This window comes from Escherichia whittamii (assembly GCF_014836715.1).
Taxonomy (GTDB): Bacteria; Pseudomonadota; Gammaproteobacteria; order Enterobacterales; family Enterobacteriaceae; genus Escherichia; species Escherichia whittamii.
The window spans coordinates 559,314-578,055 of record NZ_JACSQI010000002.1; the positions used below are offsets into that span (position 1 = coordinate 559,314).

Sequence of the window (18,742 nt, forward strand, 5' to 3'; positions counted from 1 at the left end):
GAGTTTCAAATAGCTGTTCTTTTTACGGAAATCCTGATGAACTGGCTGGAATAAAGTGCAAGAAAATGTGACTGTTGTCTCATTTTAATCTGAAATTATCTGCTGTTACTCTCTGCCAAAATATCGCTCTAAAGCTGATTAGCACGGTGATATTTGATACTCTGGCATACAACAGAAATAACGGATTTAACCTAACGATGAATGACGGTAAGCAACAATCTACCTTTTTGTTTCATGATTACGAAACCTTTGGCACGCACCCCGCGTTAGATCGCCCTGCGCAGTTTGCCGCCATTCGCACTGATAGCGAATTCAATATTATCGGCGAACCTGAAGTCTTTTACTGTAAGCCTGCGGATGATTATTTACCACAGCCAGGGGCGGTGTTAATTACCGGCATCACTCCGCAAGAAGCCCGTGCGAAAGGGGAAAACGAAGCTGCCTTTGCCGCCCGTATTCACTCGCTTTTTACCGTACCGAAGACCTGTATTCTTGGTTACAACAATGTGCGTTTTGACGACGAAGTTACGCGCAATATCTTTTATCGTAATTTCTACGATCCCTATGCCTGGAGTTGGCAGCATGATAACTCTCGCTGGGATCTGCTGGACGTGATGCGTGCCTGCTACGCCCTGCGTCCGGAGGGGATCAACTGGCCTGAAAATGAAGATGGTTTGCCCAGTTTTCGCCTTGAGCATTTAACCAAAGCTAATGGTATTGAGCATAGCAACGCCCACGATGCTATGGCCGATGTGTACGCAACGATCGCGATGGCGAAGCTGGTGAAAACGCGCCAGCCACGCCTGTTTGATTATCTCTTTAGCCATCGTAATAAGCACAAACTGACGGCGTTAATAGATGTGCCGCAGATGAAACCGCTGGTGCATGTTTCCGGTATGTTTGGCGCATGGCGCGGTAATACCAGCTGGGTAGCGCCACTGGCGTGGCATCCTGAAAATCGCAATGCCGTGATTATGGTGGATTTGGCGGGAGACATTTCGCCACTGCTGGAGCTGGACAGCGACACGCTGCGCGAGCGTCTGTATACCGCAAAAGCCGATCTGGACGATAACGCCGCCGTTCCGGTTAAGCTGGTGCATATTAATAAATGCCCGGTGCTGGCTCAGGCGAATACGCTGCGCCCGGAAGATGCCGACAGGTTGGGAATTAATCGTCAGCATTGTCTCGATAACCTGAAAATTCTGCGTGAAAACCCGCAAGTGCGCGAAAAAGTGGTAGCGATATTCGCTGAAGCCGAACCATTTACGCCTTCAGATAACGTGGATGCCCAGCTTTATAACGGCTTTTTCAGCGACGCCGATCGTGCAGCAATGAAAATTGTGCTGGAAACCGAGCCCCGTAATTTACCGGCACTGGATATCACCTTTGTCGATAAACGTATTGAGAAACTGTTGTTCAATTATCGTGCGCGTAACTTTCCGGGAACGCTGGATTACGCCGAGCAGCAACGCTGGCTGGAGCATCGCCGTCAGGTCTTCACGCCAGAGTTTTTGCAAGGTTATGCTGATGAATTGCAGATGCTGGCACAACAATATGCCGATGACAAAGAGAAAGTAGCGCTGTTAAAAGCGCTTTGGCAGTACGCGGAAGAGATCGTCTGAAACAAAAAAGCCGGAGCGATAAACTCCGGCTTTTTGAGATTTACCAGATGATTATGTCATCCGGCTTTAAAGATTATGCAACGTCTTCGTACTGCGGAACCGGGTTGCGGAAGCTCTTAGTCACGCAAGCCAGGTAGATCAGGCCGATAGCCGCCCAGATTAGCCCCAGAACCATCGAGCTTTCTTCCAGGTTAACCCACAGCGCACCAACAGTCAGCGCACCGCACATCGGCAGGAACAGATACTGGAAGTGATCTTTCAGCGTCTTGTTACGCTTCTCACGGATCCAGAACTGCGAGATAACCGACAGGTTAACGAAGGTGAACGCCACCAGCGCACCAAAGTTAATCAGCGCCGTTGCCATTACCAGGTCGAAGTTGATTGCCAGCAGAGCAATCGCGCCAACCAGGATGATGTTCATTGCCGGAGTACGCCATTTCGGGTGTACATAACCGAAGAAGCTCTTCGGGAACACGCCGTCACGACCCATTACGTACATCAGACGCGCTACGCCTGCGTGCGCTGCCATACCGGACGCCAGTACGGTAATGGTGGAGAAGATCAGCGCGCCAACCTGGAACGCTTTACCCGCAACATACAGCATGATTTCAGGCTGTGACGCATCCGGATCTTTAAAGCGAGAGATATCCGGGAAGTACAGCTGCAGGAAGTAAGTTGCAAAGATGAAAATCATGCCGCCAATCAGCGCGGTCAGGAAAATCGCACGCGGGATCACGCGCTCTGCATCTTTGGTTTCTTCCGACAAGTTGCTGATGCCGTCAAAGCCGGTAAAGGAGAAGCACAGAATCGTCGCACCAGTGATCATCGGGATGACATGTGCATCACCAGACCAGAACGGACGGGTGCTTGCCAGCGTACCAGCGCCTTCACCTTCAAATACGCCGTAAACGACCATGCCCAGAATTACCGCGATCAGCACAACCTGCAACACCACAATTACGGTGTTGAAGTTCGCTACGGATTTCAGACTACGCAGGTTAAAGGCAGTCATAAAGGCCACCAGCGCCACCACAAACATCCACGATGGAATGGAAGGCACCAGAGCTTCAAAATAAATTTTTGCCAGCAGAATGTTGATCATCGGCGCGAACAAATAGTCGAGCAGAGAAGACCAACCCACCATAAAGCCGACGGTCGGGCTAATGGATTTCTGGGCGTAAGTGTATGCAGAGCCAGCAGAAGGATAGCGGCGAACCAGCTTCCCGTAGCTCAGAGCCGTAAACAGGATCGCGATTAACGCGAACGCATAGGCTGTAGGCACATGACCATCCGTGAGGCCTGAAACGATACCAAATGTATCAAACAGCGTCATCGGCTGCATATAGGCAAGACCCATCATTACAACCGGAACTAACGTAAGCGTTTTACGCAATTCCACGCGAGAGGTGTTTGGAGTAACGTTATGCGACATGGTCATTCTCCTTTACGGTGATAACCGTCGCGTAAGCAAAAAATTGCCCCATTTTTTTGGATTCCTCAGCGACAACAACTGTCGATTTTTAGTAAATATCTATCCGGTACGAAGCCCGGCCTCTTGGTATGAATGATTGGTTTGAAGCAAAAAATAACCGACGCAGATTAAACGTCGGTTTTTAGTCATTTTTTGACAGCGGCGCATTGTGCCTAAATGGGGGGTAAATGACAAGAGAATGAGAAGCTTGTCATATAATTTTTTATTTAAATGGCTGATTTTCCGTCTTCAGATTTTGCATAAACACCAGCAATAGCACTATTTGCTAAAATCTCATCACGCCACCACGCGCTGGCAAGTCCTGCGGTTTGTTCATTCCATCCAATCCATACGGGTTCAAAGAGGGATTGCGCAACCACTTTCTTCTCAATTAACGCGCCACTATCGAGAAAGCGTTGCGCCAGATAGCGCGGTAAATAACCGCACCCAAGGCCACTGATTTGCAATTCCAGTTTGGTTTTAAAATCAAATACGGTAATGGCCTCTTGTTCGTCGAGAAGTTGTGATGCCGTAGAAGCGCCTGCCTGCGCAGTATCACCCACGATAATCGCCCGATAGCGTTTAATGATACGGCGATTTAGCGGTTCCTCTTCCAGAGCTAGCGGATGATGAGGTGCAATCGCGAAAACTTGTTCCAGACAGCCCAACCGAGAGAAACCATATTCGCTGGAAGATGGCGGTTCATGCATAGCACCAACAATAATATCTGCCCTGCCCTGGGTCAGGGCCTCCCAGGAACCGCCCAGGACGCCATTGATAAACTTCAGACGCGTGACGTTGTGATGTTGATAAAAAGCTTCAATGAGTGGCGCAAGCAGTGAAAAGGGAAAGGTATCATCAACACCAATCACCAGTTCGTTTTCCCAGCCTTCATGGAGTTTGATCGCTTGTTTTTCCAGTTCATGAACAGTGTGGAGTATTTCCCGCCCTTTCTCTAATAGCATTTTTCCGGTGCGGGTAAATTTAGCGCGGTGTCCGCTACGATCGAGTAATTGAATATTAAGGTCGCTTTCCAGCTTATGAACGGTATAACTCAGAGCGGACGGCGTCTTGTAAAGTTTGGCCGACGCCGCCGCAAAACTGCCTTCCTTTTCTAAGGCATCGAGGATCATCAACACATCCAGCAGTGGTTTCATACACGCCCCCTTGCAGTGTATGCGGCGTCCTGCTGGCGTGATGGTTTACTCCAGCGGCATTACCAGCGGATCGGGATACTGGTATTCAAATCCCAGTTCATTACAGATCCGACTCCCATCAACAATTTTACCTTTGCCGCTGTCCAGACTGTTTCTGAACTGCGGAGGCTCCAGCCCCAGTAAACGGGCCATCTGCGGATAGAAAACATTGCGCGCAGGGTGAGCTGGCGCACATATATTATAGATGTGTCCGCCTTTAGGTGCCTGTAACAACAGAGTGATAGCGCCAATAACATCTTCTAAATGGACTAAATTCACACCATGTTCACCGTCCGGTGCGGTTTTTCCGGCAAAGAAGCGTCCAGGATGACGCCCAGGTCCGACCAGACCAGCAAGACGCAAAATATCAACCGAAGTACCAGGTAAATTGTGCAGCCAGTCTTCCAGCTCTTTTAACACTCGTCCACTATGGGTCAGCGGATTACGCGGGGTGGTTTCTTTCACAGTGCCTTGTGCGTCGCCGTAGACAGACGTTGAGCTGGTAAAAATAATGCGGGGAATATGGTGAGCCAGCGCACTGTCTACCAACTCCTGCACAGCTTGTAAATAGAACTCATCGCCAGGGCCGCTACGACGTGCCGGAAGCGTAACCACCAGCGCGTCAGCATCCATCAGGGCATCCAGATCGTCAGAATCGCAAACTAATTCGGGCTCCATGCGAAGCAGATAGCTATCAATCCCACTCATTTGGGCCGCTTCTACGCCATCTTGTGTAGTTTTACTCCCGGTGACTTGCCAGCCTCGCGCTGCAAGTGACATCGCCAGCGGCATGCCTAACCACCCTAACCCGACAATTGCGACCTTTTTCATCCGTTTTCTCCTGATACACCTTAGATCTATAAGGCTACGCTAGCGTATCAAAACTGACAATTCATTCTATGAATGAATCTCTTCAATAATGATAACGACATGCTGCAATGAGCAGTGAATCATCAGTAACCGCGTATACCAGACGGTGTTCCTCTGTAATGCGTCGGGACCAGAAGCCTGACAAATTATGTTTCAGGGGTTCAGGCTTCCCCTTACCTTCAAATGGTGTTCTGCGGGTATCTTTGATAAGTTCATTGATCTTTTTAACAATTCGCTTATCTGTTTCCTGCCAGTACAGATAATCATCCCATGATTCCTCAGACCAGATTAGTTTCACTCAATAATGTCCTTTTCCGTTCCTTTGCCTGATTTCAGGCTATCGATTGAGTCCATCAATCTCCGGGCGTTAGCGGGGGAACGCAGTAGATAAGCCGTCTCTTCCAGCGAGTTGTATTCTTCGAGTGACATCAGAACACAAGCCTCTCCATTCTGACGAGTAATAAGGATCGGGGCATGATCTTCAACGGCTTTCATCATTGTTGCCGACAAATTCTGACGCGCTTCGCTGTAGCTAATTGTACGCATGTCAATCTCCTCTTTTGTACAGTTCATTGTACAATGATGGGCGTTAATTAACTATTTATTAATTAGTTTGTAGATCAAGACATTGTCAGCGAGACGAAAAATCAGACTTTGCTATTTTTGGTGCCGTCAGGTTAGAGGACAGCCCTCTTAGCCCCTCCCTTCCCTGCTCATTCATTAAACAAATCCATCGCCACAAAATATATAAAAAAGCCCTTGCTTTCTAACGTTAAAGTGGTTTAGGTTAAGAGACATCAGTTGAATAAACATTCACAGAGAATTTTATGACACGCGTTCAATTTAAACACCACCATCATCACCATCACCCTGACTAGTCTTTCAGGCGATGTGTGCTGGAAGACTTTCAGATCTTCCAGTGGTGCATGAACGCATGAGAAAGCCCCCGGAAGATCACCTTCCGGGGGCTTTTTTATTGCGCGGTTGATAACGGTTCAGACAGGTTAAAAGAGGAAGAAGAAAATGACAGACAACACTCGTTTACGCATAGCTATGCAGAAATCCGGACGTTTAAGTGATGACTCACGCGAATTACTGGCGCGCTGTGGCATTAAAATTAATCTTCACACACAGCGCCTGATCGCGATGGCAGAAAACATGCCGATTGATATTCTGCGGGTCCGTGACGACGACATTCCCGGTCTGGTGATGGACGGCGTGGTTGACCTCGGGATTATTGGCGAAAACGTGCTGGAAGAAGAGCTGCTTAACCGCCGCGCCCAGGGTGAAGATCCGCGCTACTTTACCCTGCGTCGTCTGGATTTCGGCGGCTGCCGCCTTTCGCTAGCAACGCCGGTTGATGAAGCCTGGGACGGCCCGCTCTCCTTAAACGGTAAACGTATCGCCACCTCTTATCCTCACCTGCTCAAGCGTTATCTCGACCAGAAAGGTATCTCTTTTAAATCCTGCTTACTGAACGGTTCTGTTGAAGTGGCCCCGCGCGCCGGACTGGCAGATGCGATTTGCGATCTGGTTTCCACTGGCGCCACGCTGGAAGCCAACGGCCTGCGCGAAGTGGAGGTTATCTACCGCTCGAAAGCCTGCCTGATCCAGCGCGATGGTGAAATGGAAGAATCCAAACAGCAACTGATCGACAAACTGCTGACCCGTATTCAGGGCGTTATCCAGGCGCGCGAATCAAAATACATCATGATGCACGCACCAACCGAGCGCCTCGATGAAGTTATCGCCCTGCTGCCAGGTGCCGAACGCCCAACCATTCTGCCGCTGGCGGGTGACCAACAGCGCGTCGCCATGCACATGGTCAGTAGCGAAACTCTGTTCTGGGAAACCATGGAAAAACTGAAAGCGCTGGGTGCCAGTTCGATTCTGGTCCTGCCGATTGAGAAGATGATGGAGTGATCGCCATGAGCTTTAACACAATCATTGACTGGAATAGCTGTACTGCAGAGCAACAATGCCAGCTGTTAACGCGTCCGGCGATCTCCGCATCTGAAAGCATTACCCGCACTGTTAACGACATTCTCAATAATGTTAAAGCACGTGGCGATGACGCCCTGCGGGAATACAGCGAGAAGTTTGATAAAACCACAGTTACCGCGATTAAAGTGTCAGCTGAAGAAATTGCCGAAGCCTGCGAACGCCTGAGCGACGAGCTAAAACAGGCGATGGCGGTCGCAGTAAAGAATATTGAAACCTTCCACACTGCGCAAAAACTGCCGACAGTAGATGTCGAAACTCAGCCTGGCGTACGTTGTCAGCAGATAACGCGACCAGTGGCTTCGGTAGGTTTGTATATTCCTGGCGGATCTGCCCCGCTCTTCTCAACGGTATTAATGCTGGCGACGCCAGCGCGTATTGCGGGCTGTAATAAAGTGGTGTTGTGCTCGCCGCCGCCGATTGCCGATGAGATCCTCTACGCGGCGCAACTGTGCGGCGTGCAGGACGTGTTTAATGTCGGTGGCGCACAGGCCATTGCTGCGCTGGCGTTTGGTACTGAATCTGTGCCGAAAGTGGACAAAATCTTCGGGCCAGGTAACGCCTTTGTCACCGAAGCAAAACGTCAGGTTAGCCAGCGTCTGGACGGCGCAGCGATCGATATGCCTGCGGGTCCATCGGAAGTGCTGGTGATTGCTGATAGCGGCGCTACGCCGGATTTTGTCGCCTCTGATTTACTCTCCCAGGCAGAACACGGCCCGGATTCACAGGTGATCTTACTGACGCCTGACGCCGATATGGCGCGTCGCGTTGCAGAAGCCGTCGAACGCCAGCTGGCAGAACTGCCGCGTGCCGAAACCGCACGTCAGGCACTGAGCGCCAGCCGCCTGATCGTGACCAACGATTTAGCGCAATGCGTGGCAATCTCCAACCAGTACGGCCCGGAGCACCTGATCATTCAGACCCGCAACGCCCGCGATCTGGTCGATAGCATCACCAGCGCCGGTTCGGTATTTCTTGGTGACTGGTCACCGGAATCGGCGGGTGATTACGCCTCCGGGACTAACCACGTGCTGCCGACTTACGGTTACACCGCCACCTGTTCCAGCCTCGGGCTGGCGGATTTCCAGAAGCGCATGACCGTACAGGAACTGTCGAAAGAGGGTTTCTCCGCGCTGGCTTCGACCATTGAAACACTGGCCGCCACCGAGCGCCTGACCGCCCACAAAAATGCCGTTACCTTGCGTGTTAACGCCCTGAAGGAGCAAGCATGAGCACCGTGACTATTACCGATTTAGCGCGTGAAAACGTCCGCAACCTGACGCCGTATCAGTCGGCGCGTCGTCTGGGCGGTAACGGCGACGTCTGGCTGAACGCCAACGAATATCCCACAGCCGTCGAGTTTCAGCTTACTCAGCAAACGCTCAACCGCTACCCGGAATGCCAGCCGAAAGCGGTAATTGAAAATTACGCGCAGTATGCGGGCGTGAAGCCGGAGCAGGTTCTGGTCAGCCGTGGTGCGGACGAAGGTATTGAACTGCTGATTCGCGCTTTTTGCGAACCGGGCAAAGACGCGATTCTCTATTGCCCGCCAACGTACGGCATGTACAGCGTCAGCGCCGAAACCATTGGCGTTGAGTGCCGAACAGTGCCGACGCTGGAAAACTGGCAACTGGACTTGCAGGGCATTTCCGACAAGCTGGATGGCGTAAAAGTGGTCTATGTTTGCAGCCCCAACAACCCGACCGGGCAACTGATCAATCCGCAGGATTTTCGCACGCTGCTGGAGTTAACGCGCGGTAAGGCGATTGTAGTTGCCGATGAAGCCTATATTGAATTTTGTCCGCAGGCATCGCTGGCGGGCTGGCTGGCGGAATATCCGCACCTGGCTATTTTGCGTACTCTTTCGAAAGCCTTCGCTCTGGCGGGTCTTCGTTGCGGGTTTACGCTGGCAAACGAAGAAGTCATCAACCTACTGATGAAAGTGATCGCCCCCTACCCGCTGTCCACGCCGGTTGCCGACATTGCAGCTCAGGCGTTAAGTCCGCAGGGAATTCTCGCCATGCGCGAACGAGTGGAGCAAATCATCGCAGAACGCGAGTACCTGATTACCGCACTGAAAGAAACTCCCTGCGTGGAGCAGGTTTTCGACTCCGAAACCAACTACATTCTGGCGCGCTTTAAAGCTTCCAGCGCAGTGTTTAAATCTTTGTGGGATCAGGGCATTATCTTACGAGATCAAAATAAACAACCCTCTTTAAGCGGCTGCCTGCGAATTACCGTCGGAACCCGTGAAGAAAGCCAGCGCGTCATTGACGCCTTACGTGCGGAGCAAGTTTGATGAGTCAGAAGTATCTTTTTATCGATCGCGATGGAACCCTGATTAGCGAGCCGCCGAGTGATTTTCAGGTGGACCGTTTTGACAAACTCGCCTTTGAACCAGGCGTGATCCCGGAGCTGCTGAAGCTGCAAAAAGCGGGCTATAAGCTGGTAATGATCACCAATCAGGATGGTCTGGGAACGCAAAGTTTCCCACAGGCGGATTTCGATGGCCCGCACAATCTGATGATGCAGATCTTCACCTCGCAAGGCGTGCAGTTTGATGAAGTGCTGATTTGCCCGCACATGCCTTCCGATGAATGCGACTGCCGTAAGCCGAAAGTAAAACTGGTGGAGAGTTACCTGGCTGAACAGGCGATGGACCGCGCCAATAGTTACGTGATTGGCGATCGCGCGACCGATATTCAACTGGCGGAAAACATGGGTATTAATGGTTTACGCTACGACCGCGAAACCCTGAACTGGCCGATGATTGGCGAGCAACTCACCAGACGTGATCGTTACGCTCACGTAGTGCGCAACACTAAAGAGACACAGATTGACGTTCAGGTATGGCTGGATCGCGAAGGCGGCAGCAAGATTAACACCGGCGTTGGCTTCTTTGACCACATGCTGGATCAGATAGCCACACACGGCGGTTTCCGCATGGAAATCAGCGTTAAAGGCGATCTGTATATCGACGATCACCACACCGTCGAAGATACCGGGCTGGCGCTGGGCGAAGCGTTAAAAATTGCCCTCGGCGACAAACGCGGTATTTGCCGCTTTGGTTTTGTGCTGCCGATGGACGAATGCCTTGCCCGCTGCGCGCTGGATATCTCTGGTCGCCCGCACCTGGAATATAAAGCCGAGTTTACCTACCAGCGCGTGGGCGATCTTAGCACCGAAATGATCGAACACTTCTTCCGTTCGCTCTCTTACACCATGGGCGTGACGCTGCACCTGAAAACCAAAGGTAAAAACGATCACCACCGTGTAGAGAGCCTGTTCAAAGCCTTTGGTCGCACTCTGCGCCAGGCCATCCGCGTGGAAGGCGACACCCTGCCCTCGTCGAAAGGAGTGCTGTAATGAACGTGGTGATCCTTGATACCGGCTGCGCCAATTTGAACTCGGTGAAGTCTGCCATTGCGCGTCACGGTTATGAACCAAAAGTCAGCCGTGACCCGGACGTGGTGTTGCTGGCCGATAAACTTTTCTTACCTGGCGTCGGCACCGCTCAAGCGGCGATGGATCAGGTGCGTGAGCGCGAACTGTTTGATCTCATCAAAGCCTGTACCCAACCGGTGCTGGGCATCTGCCTGGGGATGCAACTGCTGGGGCGACGCAGCGAAGAGAGCAACGGCATCGATTTGCTGGGCATCATCGACGAAGATGTGCCGAAAATGACCGACTTCGGTCTGCCGCTACCGCATATGGGCTGGAACCGCGTTTACCCGCAGGCTGGCAATCGCCTGTTTCAGGGGATTGAAGACGGCGCGTATTTTTACTTTGTGCATAGCTACGCGATGCCGATCAATCCGTGGACTATCGCTCAGTGCAACTACGGCGAGCCGTTCACCGCTGCAGTGCAAAAAGATAACTTCTACGGCGTACAGTTCCACCCGGAACGCTCTGGCGCTGCTGGCGCTAAGTTGCTGAAAAATTTCCTGGAGATGTGATGATTATTCCGGCATTAGATTTAATCGACGGCACCGTGGTGCGTCTCCATCAGGGCGATTACGGTAAACAGCGCGATTACGGTAACGACCCGCTGCCGCGCTTACAGGATTACGCCGCACAAGGTGCCGAAGTGCTGCACCTGGTGGATCTGACCGGGGCAAAAGATCCAGCTAAACGGCAAATTCCACTGATTAAAACCCTGGTCGCGGGCGTTAACGTCCCGGTGCAGGTTGGCGGCGGTGTGCGTAGCGAAGAAGACGTGGCGGCGTTACTGGAAGCAGGCGTTGCACGCGTGGTGATTGGCTCCACCGCAGTGAAATCACCCGACGTAGTGAAAGGCTGGTTTGAACGCTTCGGGGCCGATGCCTTAGTACTGGCACTGGATGTGCGCATTGACGAGCAAGGCAACAAGCAGGTGGCAGTCAGCGGCTGGCAAGAGAACTCGGGCGTTTCGCTGGAACAACTGGTGGAAGCCTATCTGCCTGTCGGCCTGAAACATGTGCTGTGTACCGATATTTCGCGCGACGGCACGCTGGCAGGCTCTAATGTCTCTTTATATGAAGAGGTGTGCGCCAGATATCCGCAAGTGGCATTTCAGTCCTCCGGCGGCATTGGCGACATTGATGATGTCGCTGCCCTGCGTGGTAGTGGCGTGCGCGGCGTAATTGTTGGTCGTGCATTGCTGGAAGGTAAATTCACCGTGAAGGAGGCTATCGCATGCTGGCAAAACGCATAATTCCGTGTCTCGACGTTCGTGATGGTCAGGTGGTGAAAGGCATACAGTTTCGCAACCATGAAATCATTGGCGATATCGTGCCGCTGGCAAAACGCTACGCCGAAGAAGGCGCAGACGAACTGGTATTCTACGATATCACCGCTTCCAGCGATGGTCGCGTGGTAGATAAAAGCTGGGTATCTCGCGTGGCGGAAGTGATCGACATTCCGTTCTGCGTGGCGGGCGGGATTAAATCGCTGGATGACGCAGCCAAAATTCTTTCCTTTGGCGCGGATAAAATCTCCATCAACTCCCCTGCGCTGGCAGACCCGACATTAATTACTCGTCTGGCGGACCGCTTTGGTGTGCAGTGTATTGTGGTCGGCATTGATACCTGGTTCGACGCCGGAACCGGCAAGTATCACGTTAATCAATATACCGGCGATGAAAGCCGCACCCGCGTCACTCAATGGGAAACACTCGACTGGGTAGAGGAAGTACAAAAACGCGGCGCTGGAGAAATCGTCCTCAACATGATGAATCAGGACGGTGTGCGTAACGGTTACGACCTCGAACAACTGAAAAAAGTGCGTGACGTCTGCCACGTGCCGTTAATTGCCTCTGGTGGCGCAGGTACCATGGAACACTTCCTTGAAGCCTTCCGTGATGCCGACGTTGACGGGGCGCTGGCAGCTTCCGTCTTTCACAAACAAATAATCAATATTGGTGAATTAAAAGCGTACCTGGCAACACAGGGCGTGGAGATCAGGATATGTTAACAGAACAACAACGCCGCGAACTGGACTGGGAAAAAACCGACGGGCTGATGCCGGTGATTGTGCAACACGCGGTATCCGGCGAAGTGTTAATGCTGGGCTATATGAATCCGGAAGCCTTAGACAAAACCATCGAAAGCGGCAAAGTCACCTTCTTCTCACGTACTAAACAAAGACTGTGGACCAAAGGTGAAACATCGGGCAATTTCCTCAACGTAGTGAGCATTGCGTCGGACTGCGACAACGACACGTTATTAGTGCTGGCGAATCCCATCGGCCCGACCTGCCATAAAGGCACCAGTAGCTGCTTCGGCGACACCGCTCACCAGTGGTTGTTCCTGTATCAACTGGAACAACTGCTCGCCGAACGCAAATCTGCCGACCCAGAAACCTCTTACACCGCCAAACTGTATGCCAGCGGCACCAAACGCATTGCGCAGAAAGTGGGTGAAGAAGGCGTGGAAACCGCACTGGCCGCGACAGTACATGACCGCTTTGAGCTGACCAACGAGGCGTCTGACTTGATGTATCACCTGCTGGTATTGCTGCAGGATCAGGATCTGGATTTAACGACGGTGATTGAGAACCTGCGTAAACGGCATCAGTGAGTTGCAGGCTGACCGGATGCGACACTGTTGTCGCATCCGGCAACAAAAAACGGGCACGGTGTCACCACCCTGCCCGTTTTCTTTAAAGCTAAAAAGATTACTTCGCGTTGTAATTACGCAGCGCGTTACGCCCAAGCACAATCCCCGCGCCGACCATACCGCCCAGCAGCACAGCCAGAACCAGAGTGATGCCCTTTTTCGGACTATCGCGACGTACTGGCAGTGTAGGTTTCATGACGTAACGGTAGGCATTTATATCAAGATCATCAACCTTCAGACTTTCGATATCCAGCAGGTTTTGACGAGTCTGATAGTAGCCAGGCGAGAAAACCAGAGGACGAGTTGATTCATGCTTGATCATCGACTCCAGTGCATCGCTACCTAACAGAAACAATGTGTCTTGCGTGATATCTTCACCAGTCTGCTGGATCTGCGGCTTTGCCAACTGCGCCTGATTTGCATATTGCAACGCTTCCTGAATCTGGCGGATACGCAGATCTTTTTGCTCCTGCGCCACCACTTCCTGCGTTTTCAAAGAGTCTTTCAGGTTTTTCATACCCAAAGCAATATTATCTTTCAGGTCCTTTTCCAGCTCTTTATTCACCTGGTCATCAACCTGTTGAATATATTCAGCCAGCTTCTTCTGTGCGCCCGCCGCAGTTTGCCCGACATAAGAAACAGCTAGCGGTAACGGCTGGTTTTTAACAGAAGGCTCAATGGTCAGTTTTTCTGGTTCTTCCTGATTATCCAGCGTTTCGGCTAATGCAGAGAAGGCAGAACTGAAGCGACCAATTAACGCCTCCTGTAAATCCGACACTTTCGGTGCAGCCTGACCATAGATAACATTCATGGCATTGTTATAACCAGCAATTTGCCCCACATCTGGCTGAGTAATAATGGCTGTCGACGTCCATTTCTCTTTCGCTACCGCCAGATATCCGATAGCCAGCGCGATAGCCACAATGACAGTGATGAAGATTGTCATCTTCCCACGCCACAGTTGCATCAGTAAATCAATTAAATCAATCTGCTCCGGGTCATTGTTATGCCCAGAAATATTATTATTTTCAACTTTCATCATTACCCTAACAGACGGAAAATTTCAGGTCGCCATAGTTTAGCGATAATCTGCATGAATGCTATAGGATAAATGATAAAAACAATGAATTGTTATACGAATTACAAAAGACAATCAGGGCGAAAATAGCCCTGATTACAGAAGGTTAGTCGCTGCCAAAGAGATCGCGAGTATAAACCTTGTCTGTCACATCCTTAAGCTCTTCTGCCATACGGTTGGAAATAATGACATCGGCTTGTTGTTTGAAGGTGGCGAGATCACGTTCCAGTCGTGAATTGAAAAACATTTCTTCCTTCATTACCGGTTCATAGATAATCACTTCTACCCCCTTAGCTTTGATACGCTTCATGATCCCCTGAATGGAAGACGCACGGAAGTTATCTGAACCGCTCTTCATAATCAGGCGATATATCCCGACGACTTTTGGTTTACGCGACAAGATAGCATCGGCTATAAAGTCTTTGCGGGTACGGTTAGCATCAACGATGGCAGAAATGATGTTGTTTGGCACAGACTGATAATTTGCCAGAAGCTGCTTGGTATCTTTCGGTAAACAGTAACCACCGTAACCAAATGATGGATTGTTGTAATGGTTGCCGATACGCGGATCAAGACAAACACCTTCAATGATTTGACGGGTGTTCAACCCCAGGCTTTCTGCATAACTGTCCAGCTCGTTAAAGTACGCCACGCGCATGGCAAGGTAAGTATTGGCAAAAAGTTTAATGGCCTCTGCTTCTGTTGAATCAGTAAACAGAGTAGGGATATTTTTCTTAATCGCCCCTTCCTGTAATAACGCGGCAAAACGCTGTGCACGTTCAGAACGTTCGCCTATCACAATACGGGAAGGATGAAGGTTATCGTAAAGGGCTTTGCCTTCTCGGAGGAATTCAGGGGAGAAGATGATGTTTTCAGTCTTGAACTTTTTTTGCATCGCGGCCGTAAAACCTACCGGAACCGTGGACTTAATAATCATCACTGCATAAGGGTTTATTTCTGTAACATCTTTAATTACAGACTCTACGCTAGATGTATTGAAATAATTGGTTTTAGGATCATAGTCGGTCGGGGTTGCGATGATTACATAATCAGCATTCCGGTAGGCTTCTTTTTTATCTAACGTCGCATTAAAACGTATTTTGTCTGATTGCAAAAATTGCTGAATTTCTTTATCAACAATAGGAGATATCCGATCATTCAGCATTGCAACACGAGTTGGTAAAATATCTAATGCTGCAACGTTATGATTTTGTGCGATTAAGAGCCCATTAGACAGGCCAACATAACCGGTTCCGGAAATGGTGATTTTCATTTCATGCTCTCAGAATTAACTTAACTATGAATCATGATGTTTTTAGCACCCTGATAAGAGTTAAAAGTTTTAACGCCACGATGAACCTTGGTCAACGAAACGAAAAACATTTCAGATTTTCTTTATAAGAATAGCTGCTATTTATTAAGTTAGTATTAAGCAATGAAATTAAATCAATAAGATTGATGGCAAAAAAAAGCCCGGCGATAAATGCCGGGCCTTAGTGCATTGATAATTAAATCAGATTAATCCAACCATTCGGTATGGAATACGCCATCTTTATCAATGCGCTTATAGGTATGCGCACCGAAATAGTCACGCTGTGCCTGGATCAGGTTCGCAGGCAGTACTGCGGCACGGTAGCTATCGTAATAAGCAACCGCTGCAGAGAAGGTAGGTACGGGAATACCGTTCTGCACAGCATAAGCAACAACATCACGCAGAGCTTGCTGGTAATCGTCGGCAATTTTCTTAAAGTACGGAGCTAACAGCAGGTTAGCAATCTTCGGATTTTCGGCGTAAGCATCCGTGATTTTCTGCAGGAACTGAGCACGAATAATACAACCGGCACGGAAGATCTTCGCGATTTCACCATAGTTCAGATCCCAGTTGTACTCTTCTGACGCGGCACGCAGTTGAGAGAAGCCCTGAGCGTAAGAAACAATCTTACCCAGATACAGCGCACGGCGAACTTTCTCGATGAACTCTGCTTTGTCCCCTGCTGGCAGCGCTTGAGGACCTGACAGTACTTTAGATGCAGCTACACGCTGATCTTTGAGAGAAGAGATGTAACGTGCGAACACTGATTCGGTGATCAGCGACAAAGGCTCACCGAGATCCAGAGCGCTCTGGCTGGTCCATTTACCCGTACCTTTGTTCGCTGCTTCATCCAGGATCACATCAACCAGGTAGTTACCGTCTTCATCTTTTTTGGTGAAGATGTCTTTAGTGATGTCAATCAGATAGCTGCTAAGTTCACCGTTATTCCACTCGGTAAAGGTCTGTGCCAGTTCTTCGTTAGAGAGATTTAGACCACCTTTCAGCAGAGAATAGGCTTCAGCAATCAGTTGCATATCACCGTATTCAATACCGTTGTGAACCATCTTCACATAGTGACCTGCGCCATCAGCACCAATATAGGTAACGCACGGTTCACCATCTTCAGCCACGGCGGCGATTTTGGTCAGGATAGGCGCAACCAGTTCGTAGGCTTCTTTCTGCCCACCAGGCATGATGGAAGGCCCTTTCAGCGCGCCCTCTTCACCACCGGAAACACCCGTACCGATGAAGTTAAAGCCTTCTGCAGAAAGCTCGCGGTTACGACGAATGGTGTCCTGGAAGAAGGTATTACCACCATCAATGATGATATCACCTTTATCGAGATATGGTTTAAGGGAATCAATAGCAGCATCCGTGCCTGCACCTGCTTTCACCATTAACAGGATGCGACGAGGCGTTTCAAGAGATTCAACGAACTCTTTCACCGTATAGTAAGGAACCAGTTTCTTGCCTGGATTTTCGGCAATCACTTCTTCCGTCTTTTCACGGGAACGGTTGAAAATGGAGACGGTATAACCACGGCTTTCGATGTTGAGCGCAAGGTTGCGTCCCATCACTGCCATACCGACGACGCCGATCTGTTGCTTTGACATTGTTTACTCCTGTCAGGGGTGGTCACCGCGGGGTGTGCGGCTTGAATGTAATGCAGATGTTACGTGAATCATTGCAATAAAAAAACTGTAATTTTATTTATTACTTTGAAGAATCTGTTCTTTTTTAACTTTTCGGTCTCACTAATTATCATATAGCTGTCTGACCTTATTATTTCTTTTAACTAATCCATAATTTTTCAGAATAAATGATCGTGCATTGGTGGATTGCTGTGCAATCAGTTCTGGCTTACCAACATATGACATAATTTTTTGAGATAACAACTGATAATCTCTAATTTCAAACAAACAACCATTATAGCCATCTTCTATTAAGCTATTATTGCCTGGAATATTGGTGACTATACATGGTAGTCCACAGCTCAATGCCTCTAAAATTGCTAATGGCATGCCCTCCCAAAGAGAAGGCAATATAAACAGATCATTAACTTTCAAAACATTAACAATATTATCTGACCATCCATGAAAAATTATACGCCCATCTTGCCGTTTGAACCTGCTTTCTAACTGTTCTTTTAATTCACCATCTCCTACAAGTGTCAGCTTAACATTAACATTTTCATTCAATAGTTTTTCAACAGCAAGCAATAATGTCTCAGGATCTTTTTGCTTTGATAATCTACCAACCATTACTAAATTCAAGGCGCTACTATAAGTTTTATTTTCTAAAGGCGAAAACTTATCAGTGTCTACTCCATTAGGAATTAAAAAGACTTTATCCCGTTTGAATTTTAATTTGTTTATTGCTATATATTCATCATCTTTATTCAAGACAATTAACTTATCCGTAAAAAACTTTGCTATCCATTCCATGAAAAAATAAAGGTAATAACTTTTTTTACTAGATGCTGCTGGAAAAGAAAACCCATGTACAGTGTGGATCACCTTTCCAACACGAGCTAATTTGGCTGCAACTCGCCCCAAAACGCCTGTTTTTGAAGAATGCGTATGCACAATGTCAAATTTTTCTTTTTTTATAAACTTATAAAGCTTGAACAATGCTTTAAAATCATTCTTTACGGTAATTTCTCTCGTAAGTTCGGGGATACAATGACAATCGACATCATATTCCAGCAATGCATTGGTTAGCGGACCATTTTTTGAGCAAACTAGTGTATAATCATAGTCAGTATATAAAGCACTAATTTCGTTTAATGTTACCCTTTGAACACCACTTAAGAGTGGGAGTAATTGTAAGTGCAAAACTTTAGTTGTACTAGCTGTCATATAATAGTTTACCGTTTACGAAAAAACACCATTCAGAATTATTATGGAGCATTGCTATAAAAAATTGGCAATTAAAATATAAAACACTTTAATATTATAATTAATAAATTATCATTGTTTATAAAATTATTTAAATGTGCACTAATAAAAAACGCTCTAAACCAGGGCAAGATTACGAAAGCCCGCCCCCCGCAAGGACTGACGCGAGGTAGTCTCTGTCCATGGCTGCTTTTCGCATC

General features: G+C 49.0%; 20 protein-coding genes and 1 other annotated feature. Of the genes, 10 read left to right on the top strand and 10 right to left on the bottom strand.

The genetic code is table 11. The features are described 5' to 3' along the window. The first annotated feature begins 197 nt into the window (after positions 1-197). The gene (gene sbcB / locus H9644_RS05660) at positions 198-1,622 is read left to right on the top strand and encodes an exodeoxyribonuclease I (protein WP_191773655.1); all 1,425 of its coding nucleotides are present in this window, start codon (positions 198-200) and stop codon (positions 1,620-1,622) included. A 73-nt stretch (positions 1,623-1,695) separates the two neighbouring features. On the opposite strand, the gene plaP is transcribed toward sbcB, so the two are convergent. The 6 genes from plaP to yefM form a co-directional block, all read right to left on the bottom strand. After that, positions 1,696-3,054 (bottom strand): putrescine/proton symporter PlaP, encoded by a 1,359-nt coding sequence (plaP, locus tag H9644_RS05665; RefSeq protein WP_000019197.1) that lies wholly within the window; start codon positions 3,052-3,054, stop codon positions 1,696-1,698. Then, a complete protein-coding gene (gene yoeI / locus H9644_RS05670; protein ID WP_010723108.1) occupies positions 3,044-3,106 on the bottom strand; it encodes a membrane protein YoeI in 63 nt (20 codons plus the stop codon). The genes plaP and yoeI overlap by 11 nt, the downstream gene beginning before the upstream one ends. 214 nt (positions 3,107-3,320) lie before the next feature. Then, the gene (locus H9644_RS05675; RefSeq protein WP_191773657.1) at positions 3,321-4,250 is read right to left on the bottom strand and encodes a LysR substrate-binding domain-containing protein; all 930 of its coding nucleotides are present in this window, start codon (positions 4,248-4,250) and stop codon (positions 3,321-3,323) included. A 45-nt stretch (positions 4,251-4,295) separates the two neighbouring features. Continuing rightward, positions 4,296-5,120, bottom strand: coding sequence for an SDR family oxidoreductase (locus H9644_RS05680; protein WP_191773660.1), 825 nt, complete (start codon positions 5,118-5,120; stop codon positions 4,296-4,298). Positions 5,121-5,202: 82 nt separating this feature from the next. Beyond that, positions 5,203-5,457 (bottom strand): type II toxin-antitoxin system mRNA interferase toxin YoeB, encoded by a 255-nt coding sequence (yoeB, locus tag H9644_RS05685; RefSeq protein WP_000767829.1) that lies wholly within the window; start codon positions 5,455-5,457, stop codon positions 5,203-5,205. Then, on the bottom strand, positions 5,454-5,705 hold the full coding sequence (yefM, locus tag H9644_RS05690) for a YoeB-YefM toxin-antitoxin system antitoxin YefM (RefSeq protein ID WP_001259255.1): 252 nt from the start codon (positions 5,703-5,705) through the stop codon (positions 5,454-5,456). The genes yoeB and yefM overlap by 4 nt, the downstream gene beginning before the upstream one ends. 281 nt (positions 5,706-5,986) lie before the next feature. On the opposite strand from yefM, the gene hisL reads away from it, so the two are divergent. The 9 genes from hisL (at position 5,987) to hisIE (ending at position 13,216) form a co-directional block, all read left to right on the top strand. Continuing rightward, positions 5,987-6,037 carry a his operon leader peptide gene (gene hisL / locus H9644_RS05695; RefSeq protein ID WP_001364200.1) on the top strand — a complete coding sequence of 17 codons (51 nt, stop codon included), beginning with the start codon at positions 5,987-5,989 and terminating at the stop codon, positions 6,035-6,037. Then, positions 6,013-6,136 (top strand) — a sequence feature (His leader region). It overlaps the preceding gene by 25 nt. 46 nt (positions 6,137-6,182) lie before the next feature. Next, entirely contained in the window at positions 6,183-7,082 is a 900-nt protein-coding gene (gene hisG, locus H9644_RS05700) for an ATP phosphoribosyltransferase (protein ID WP_000131782.1), read from the top strand. A gap of 5 nt (positions 7,083-7,087) precedes the next feature. Beyond that, a complete protein-coding gene (hisD, locus tag H9644_RS05705) occupies positions 7,088-8,392 on the top strand; it encodes a histidinol dehydrogenase (protein WP_191773663.1) in 1,305 nt (434 codons plus the stop codon). Continuing rightward, on the top strand, positions 8,389-9,459 hold the full coding sequence (gene hisC / locus H9644_RS05710; protein ID WP_191773665.1) for a histidinol-phosphate transaminase: 1,071 nt from the start codon (positions 8,389-8,391) through the stop codon (positions 9,457-9,459). Before hisD ends, hisC begins: the two co-directional genes overlap by 4 nt. Then, the gene (gene hisB / locus H9644_RS05715) at positions 9,459-10,526 is read left to right on the top strand and encodes a bifunctional histidinol-phosphatase/imidazoleglycerol-phosphate dehydratase HisB (RefSeq protein WP_191773667.1); all 1,068 of its coding nucleotides are present in this window, start codon (positions 9,459-9,461) and stop codon (positions 10,524-10,526) included. The genes hisC and hisB overlap by 1 nt, the downstream gene beginning before the upstream one ends. Next, complete coding sequence (gene hisH / locus H9644_RS05720; protein WP_064529422.1) at positions 10,526-11,116, top strand: imidazole glycerol phosphate synthase subunit HisH; 591 nt, start codon at positions 10,526-10,528, stop codon at positions 11,114-11,116. Before hisB ends, hisH begins: the two co-directional genes overlap by 1 nt. After that, a complete protein-coding gene (gene hisA / locus H9644_RS05725; protein WP_191773669.1) occupies positions 11,116-11,853 on the top strand; it encodes a 1-(5-phosphoribosyl)-5-[(5-phosphoribosylamino)methylideneamino]imidazole-4-carboxamide isomerase in 738 nt (245 codons plus the stop codon). The genes hisH and hisA overlap by 1 nt, the downstream gene beginning before the upstream one ends. After that, positions 11,835-12,611: an imidazole glycerol phosphate synthase subunit HisF gene (gene hisF / locus H9644_RS05730; RefSeq protein WP_064529424.1), complete on the top strand. Its 777-nt coding sequence runs from the start codon at positions 11,835-11,837 to the stop codon at positions 12,609-12,611. Before hisA ends, hisF begins: the two co-directional genes overlap by 19 nt. After that, positions 12,605-13,216 (top strand): bifunctional phosphoribosyl-AMP cyclohydrolase/phosphoribosyl-ATP diphosphatase HisIE, encoded by a 612-nt coding sequence (gene hisIE / locus H9644_RS05735; protein ID WP_064529425.1) that lies wholly within the window; start codon positions 12,605-12,607, stop codon positions 13,214-13,216. The genes hisF and hisIE overlap by 7 nt, the downstream gene beginning before the upstream one ends. 97 nt (positions 13,217-13,313) lie before the next feature. On the opposite strand, the gene wzzB is transcribed toward hisIE, so the two are convergent. From wzzB to H9644_RS05755, 4 genes are all read right to left on the bottom strand, one after another. Next, positions 13,314-14,294: an LPS O-antigen chain length determinant protein WzzB gene (wzzB, locus tag H9644_RS05740; RefSeq protein ID WP_064529468.1), complete on the bottom strand. Its 981-nt coding sequence runs from the start codon at positions 14,292-14,294 to the stop codon at positions 13,314-13,316. A gap of 145 nt (positions 14,295-14,439) precedes the next feature. Then, a complete protein-coding gene (gene ugd / locus H9644_RS05745) occupies positions 14,440-15,606 on the bottom strand; it encodes a UDP-glucose 6-dehydrogenase (protein ID WP_064529426.1) in 1,167 nt (388 codons plus the stop codon). A gap of 245 nt (positions 15,607-15,851) precedes the next feature. Next, entirely contained in the window at positions 15,852-17,258 is a 1,407-nt protein-coding gene (gene gndA / locus H9644_RS05750; RefSeq protein WP_064529427.1) for an NADP-dependent phosphogluconate dehydrogenase, read from the bottom strand. A 141-nt stretch (positions 17,259-17,399) separates the two neighbouring features. Then, entirely contained in the window at positions 17,400-18,503 is a 1,104-nt protein-coding gene (locus tag H9644_RS05755) for a glycosyltransferase family 4 protein (protein ID WP_064529428.1), read from the bottom strand. Positions 18,504-18,742 lie beyond the last annotated feature (239 nt).

What these genes read in the sequence shown, in the direction of transcription:
- sbcB (WP_191773655.1), top strand. Translation starts at nt 198, where the DNA reads ATGAATGACGGTAAGCAACAATCTACCTTTTTGTTTCATGATTACGAA.
- plaP (WP_000019197.1), bottom strand. Translation starts at nt 3,054, where the DNA reads ATGTCGCATAACGTTACTCCAAACACCTCTCGCGTGGAATTGCGTAAA.
- H9644_RS05675 (WP_191773657.1), bottom strand. Translation starts at nt 4,250, where the DNA reads ATGAAACCACTGCTGGATGTGTTGATGATCCTCGATGCCTTAGAAAAG.
- H9644_RS05680 (WP_191773660.1), bottom strand. Translation starts at nt 5,120, where the DNA reads ATGAAAAAGGTCGCAATTGTCGGGTTAGGGTGGTTAGGCATGCCGCTG.
- yefM (WP_001259255.1), bottom strand. Translation starts at nt 5,705, where the DNA reads ATGCGTACAATTAGCTACAGCGAAGCGCGTCAGAATTTGTCGGCAACA.
- hisG (WP_000131782.1), top strand. Translation starts at nt 6,183, where the DNA reads ATGACAGACAACACTCGTTTACGCATAGCTATGCAGAAATCCGGACGT.
- hisD (WP_191773663.1), top strand. Translation starts at nt 7,088, where the DNA reads ATGAGCTTTAACACAATCATTGACTGGAATAGCTGTACTGCAGAGCAA.
- hisC (WP_191773665.1), top strand. Translation starts at nt 8,389, where the DNA reads ATGAGCACCGTGACTATTACCGATTTAGCGCGTGAAAACGTCCGCAAC.
- hisB (WP_191773667.1), top strand. Translation starts at nt 9,459, where the DNA reads ATGAGTCAGAAGTATCTTTTTATCGATCGCGATGGAACCCTGATTAGC.
- hisH (WP_064529422.1), top strand. Translation starts at nt 10,526, where the DNA reads ATGAACGTGGTGATCCTTGATACCGGCTGCGCCAATTTGAACTCGGTG.
- hisA (WP_191773669.1), top strand. Translation starts at nt 11,116, where the DNA reads ATGATTATTCCGGCATTAGATTTAATCGACGGCACCGTGGTGCGTCTC.
- hisF (WP_064529424.1), top strand. Translation starts at nt 11,835, where the DNA reads ATGCTGGCAAAACGCATAATTCCGTGTCTCGACGTTCGTGATGGTCAG.
- hisIE (WP_064529425.1), top strand. Translation starts at nt 12,605, where the DNA reads ATGTTAACAGAACAACAACGCCGCGAACTGGACTGGGAAAAAACCGAC.
- wzzB (WP_064529468.1), bottom strand. Translation starts at nt 14,294, where the DNA reads ATGAAAGTTGAAAATAATAATATTTCTGGGCATAACAATGACCCGGAG.
- ugd (WP_064529426.1), bottom strand. Translation starts at nt 15,606, where the DNA reads ATGAAAATCACCATTTCCGGAACCGGTTATGTTGGCCTGTCTAATGGG.
- gndA (WP_064529427.1), bottom strand. Translation starts at nt 17,258, where the DNA reads ATGTCAAAGCAACAGATCGGCGTCGTCGGTATGGCAGTGATGGGACGC.
- H9644_RS05755 (WP_064529428.1), bottom strand. Translation starts at nt 18,503, where the DNA reads ATGACAGCTAGTACAACTAAAGTTTTGCACTTACAATTACTCCCACTC.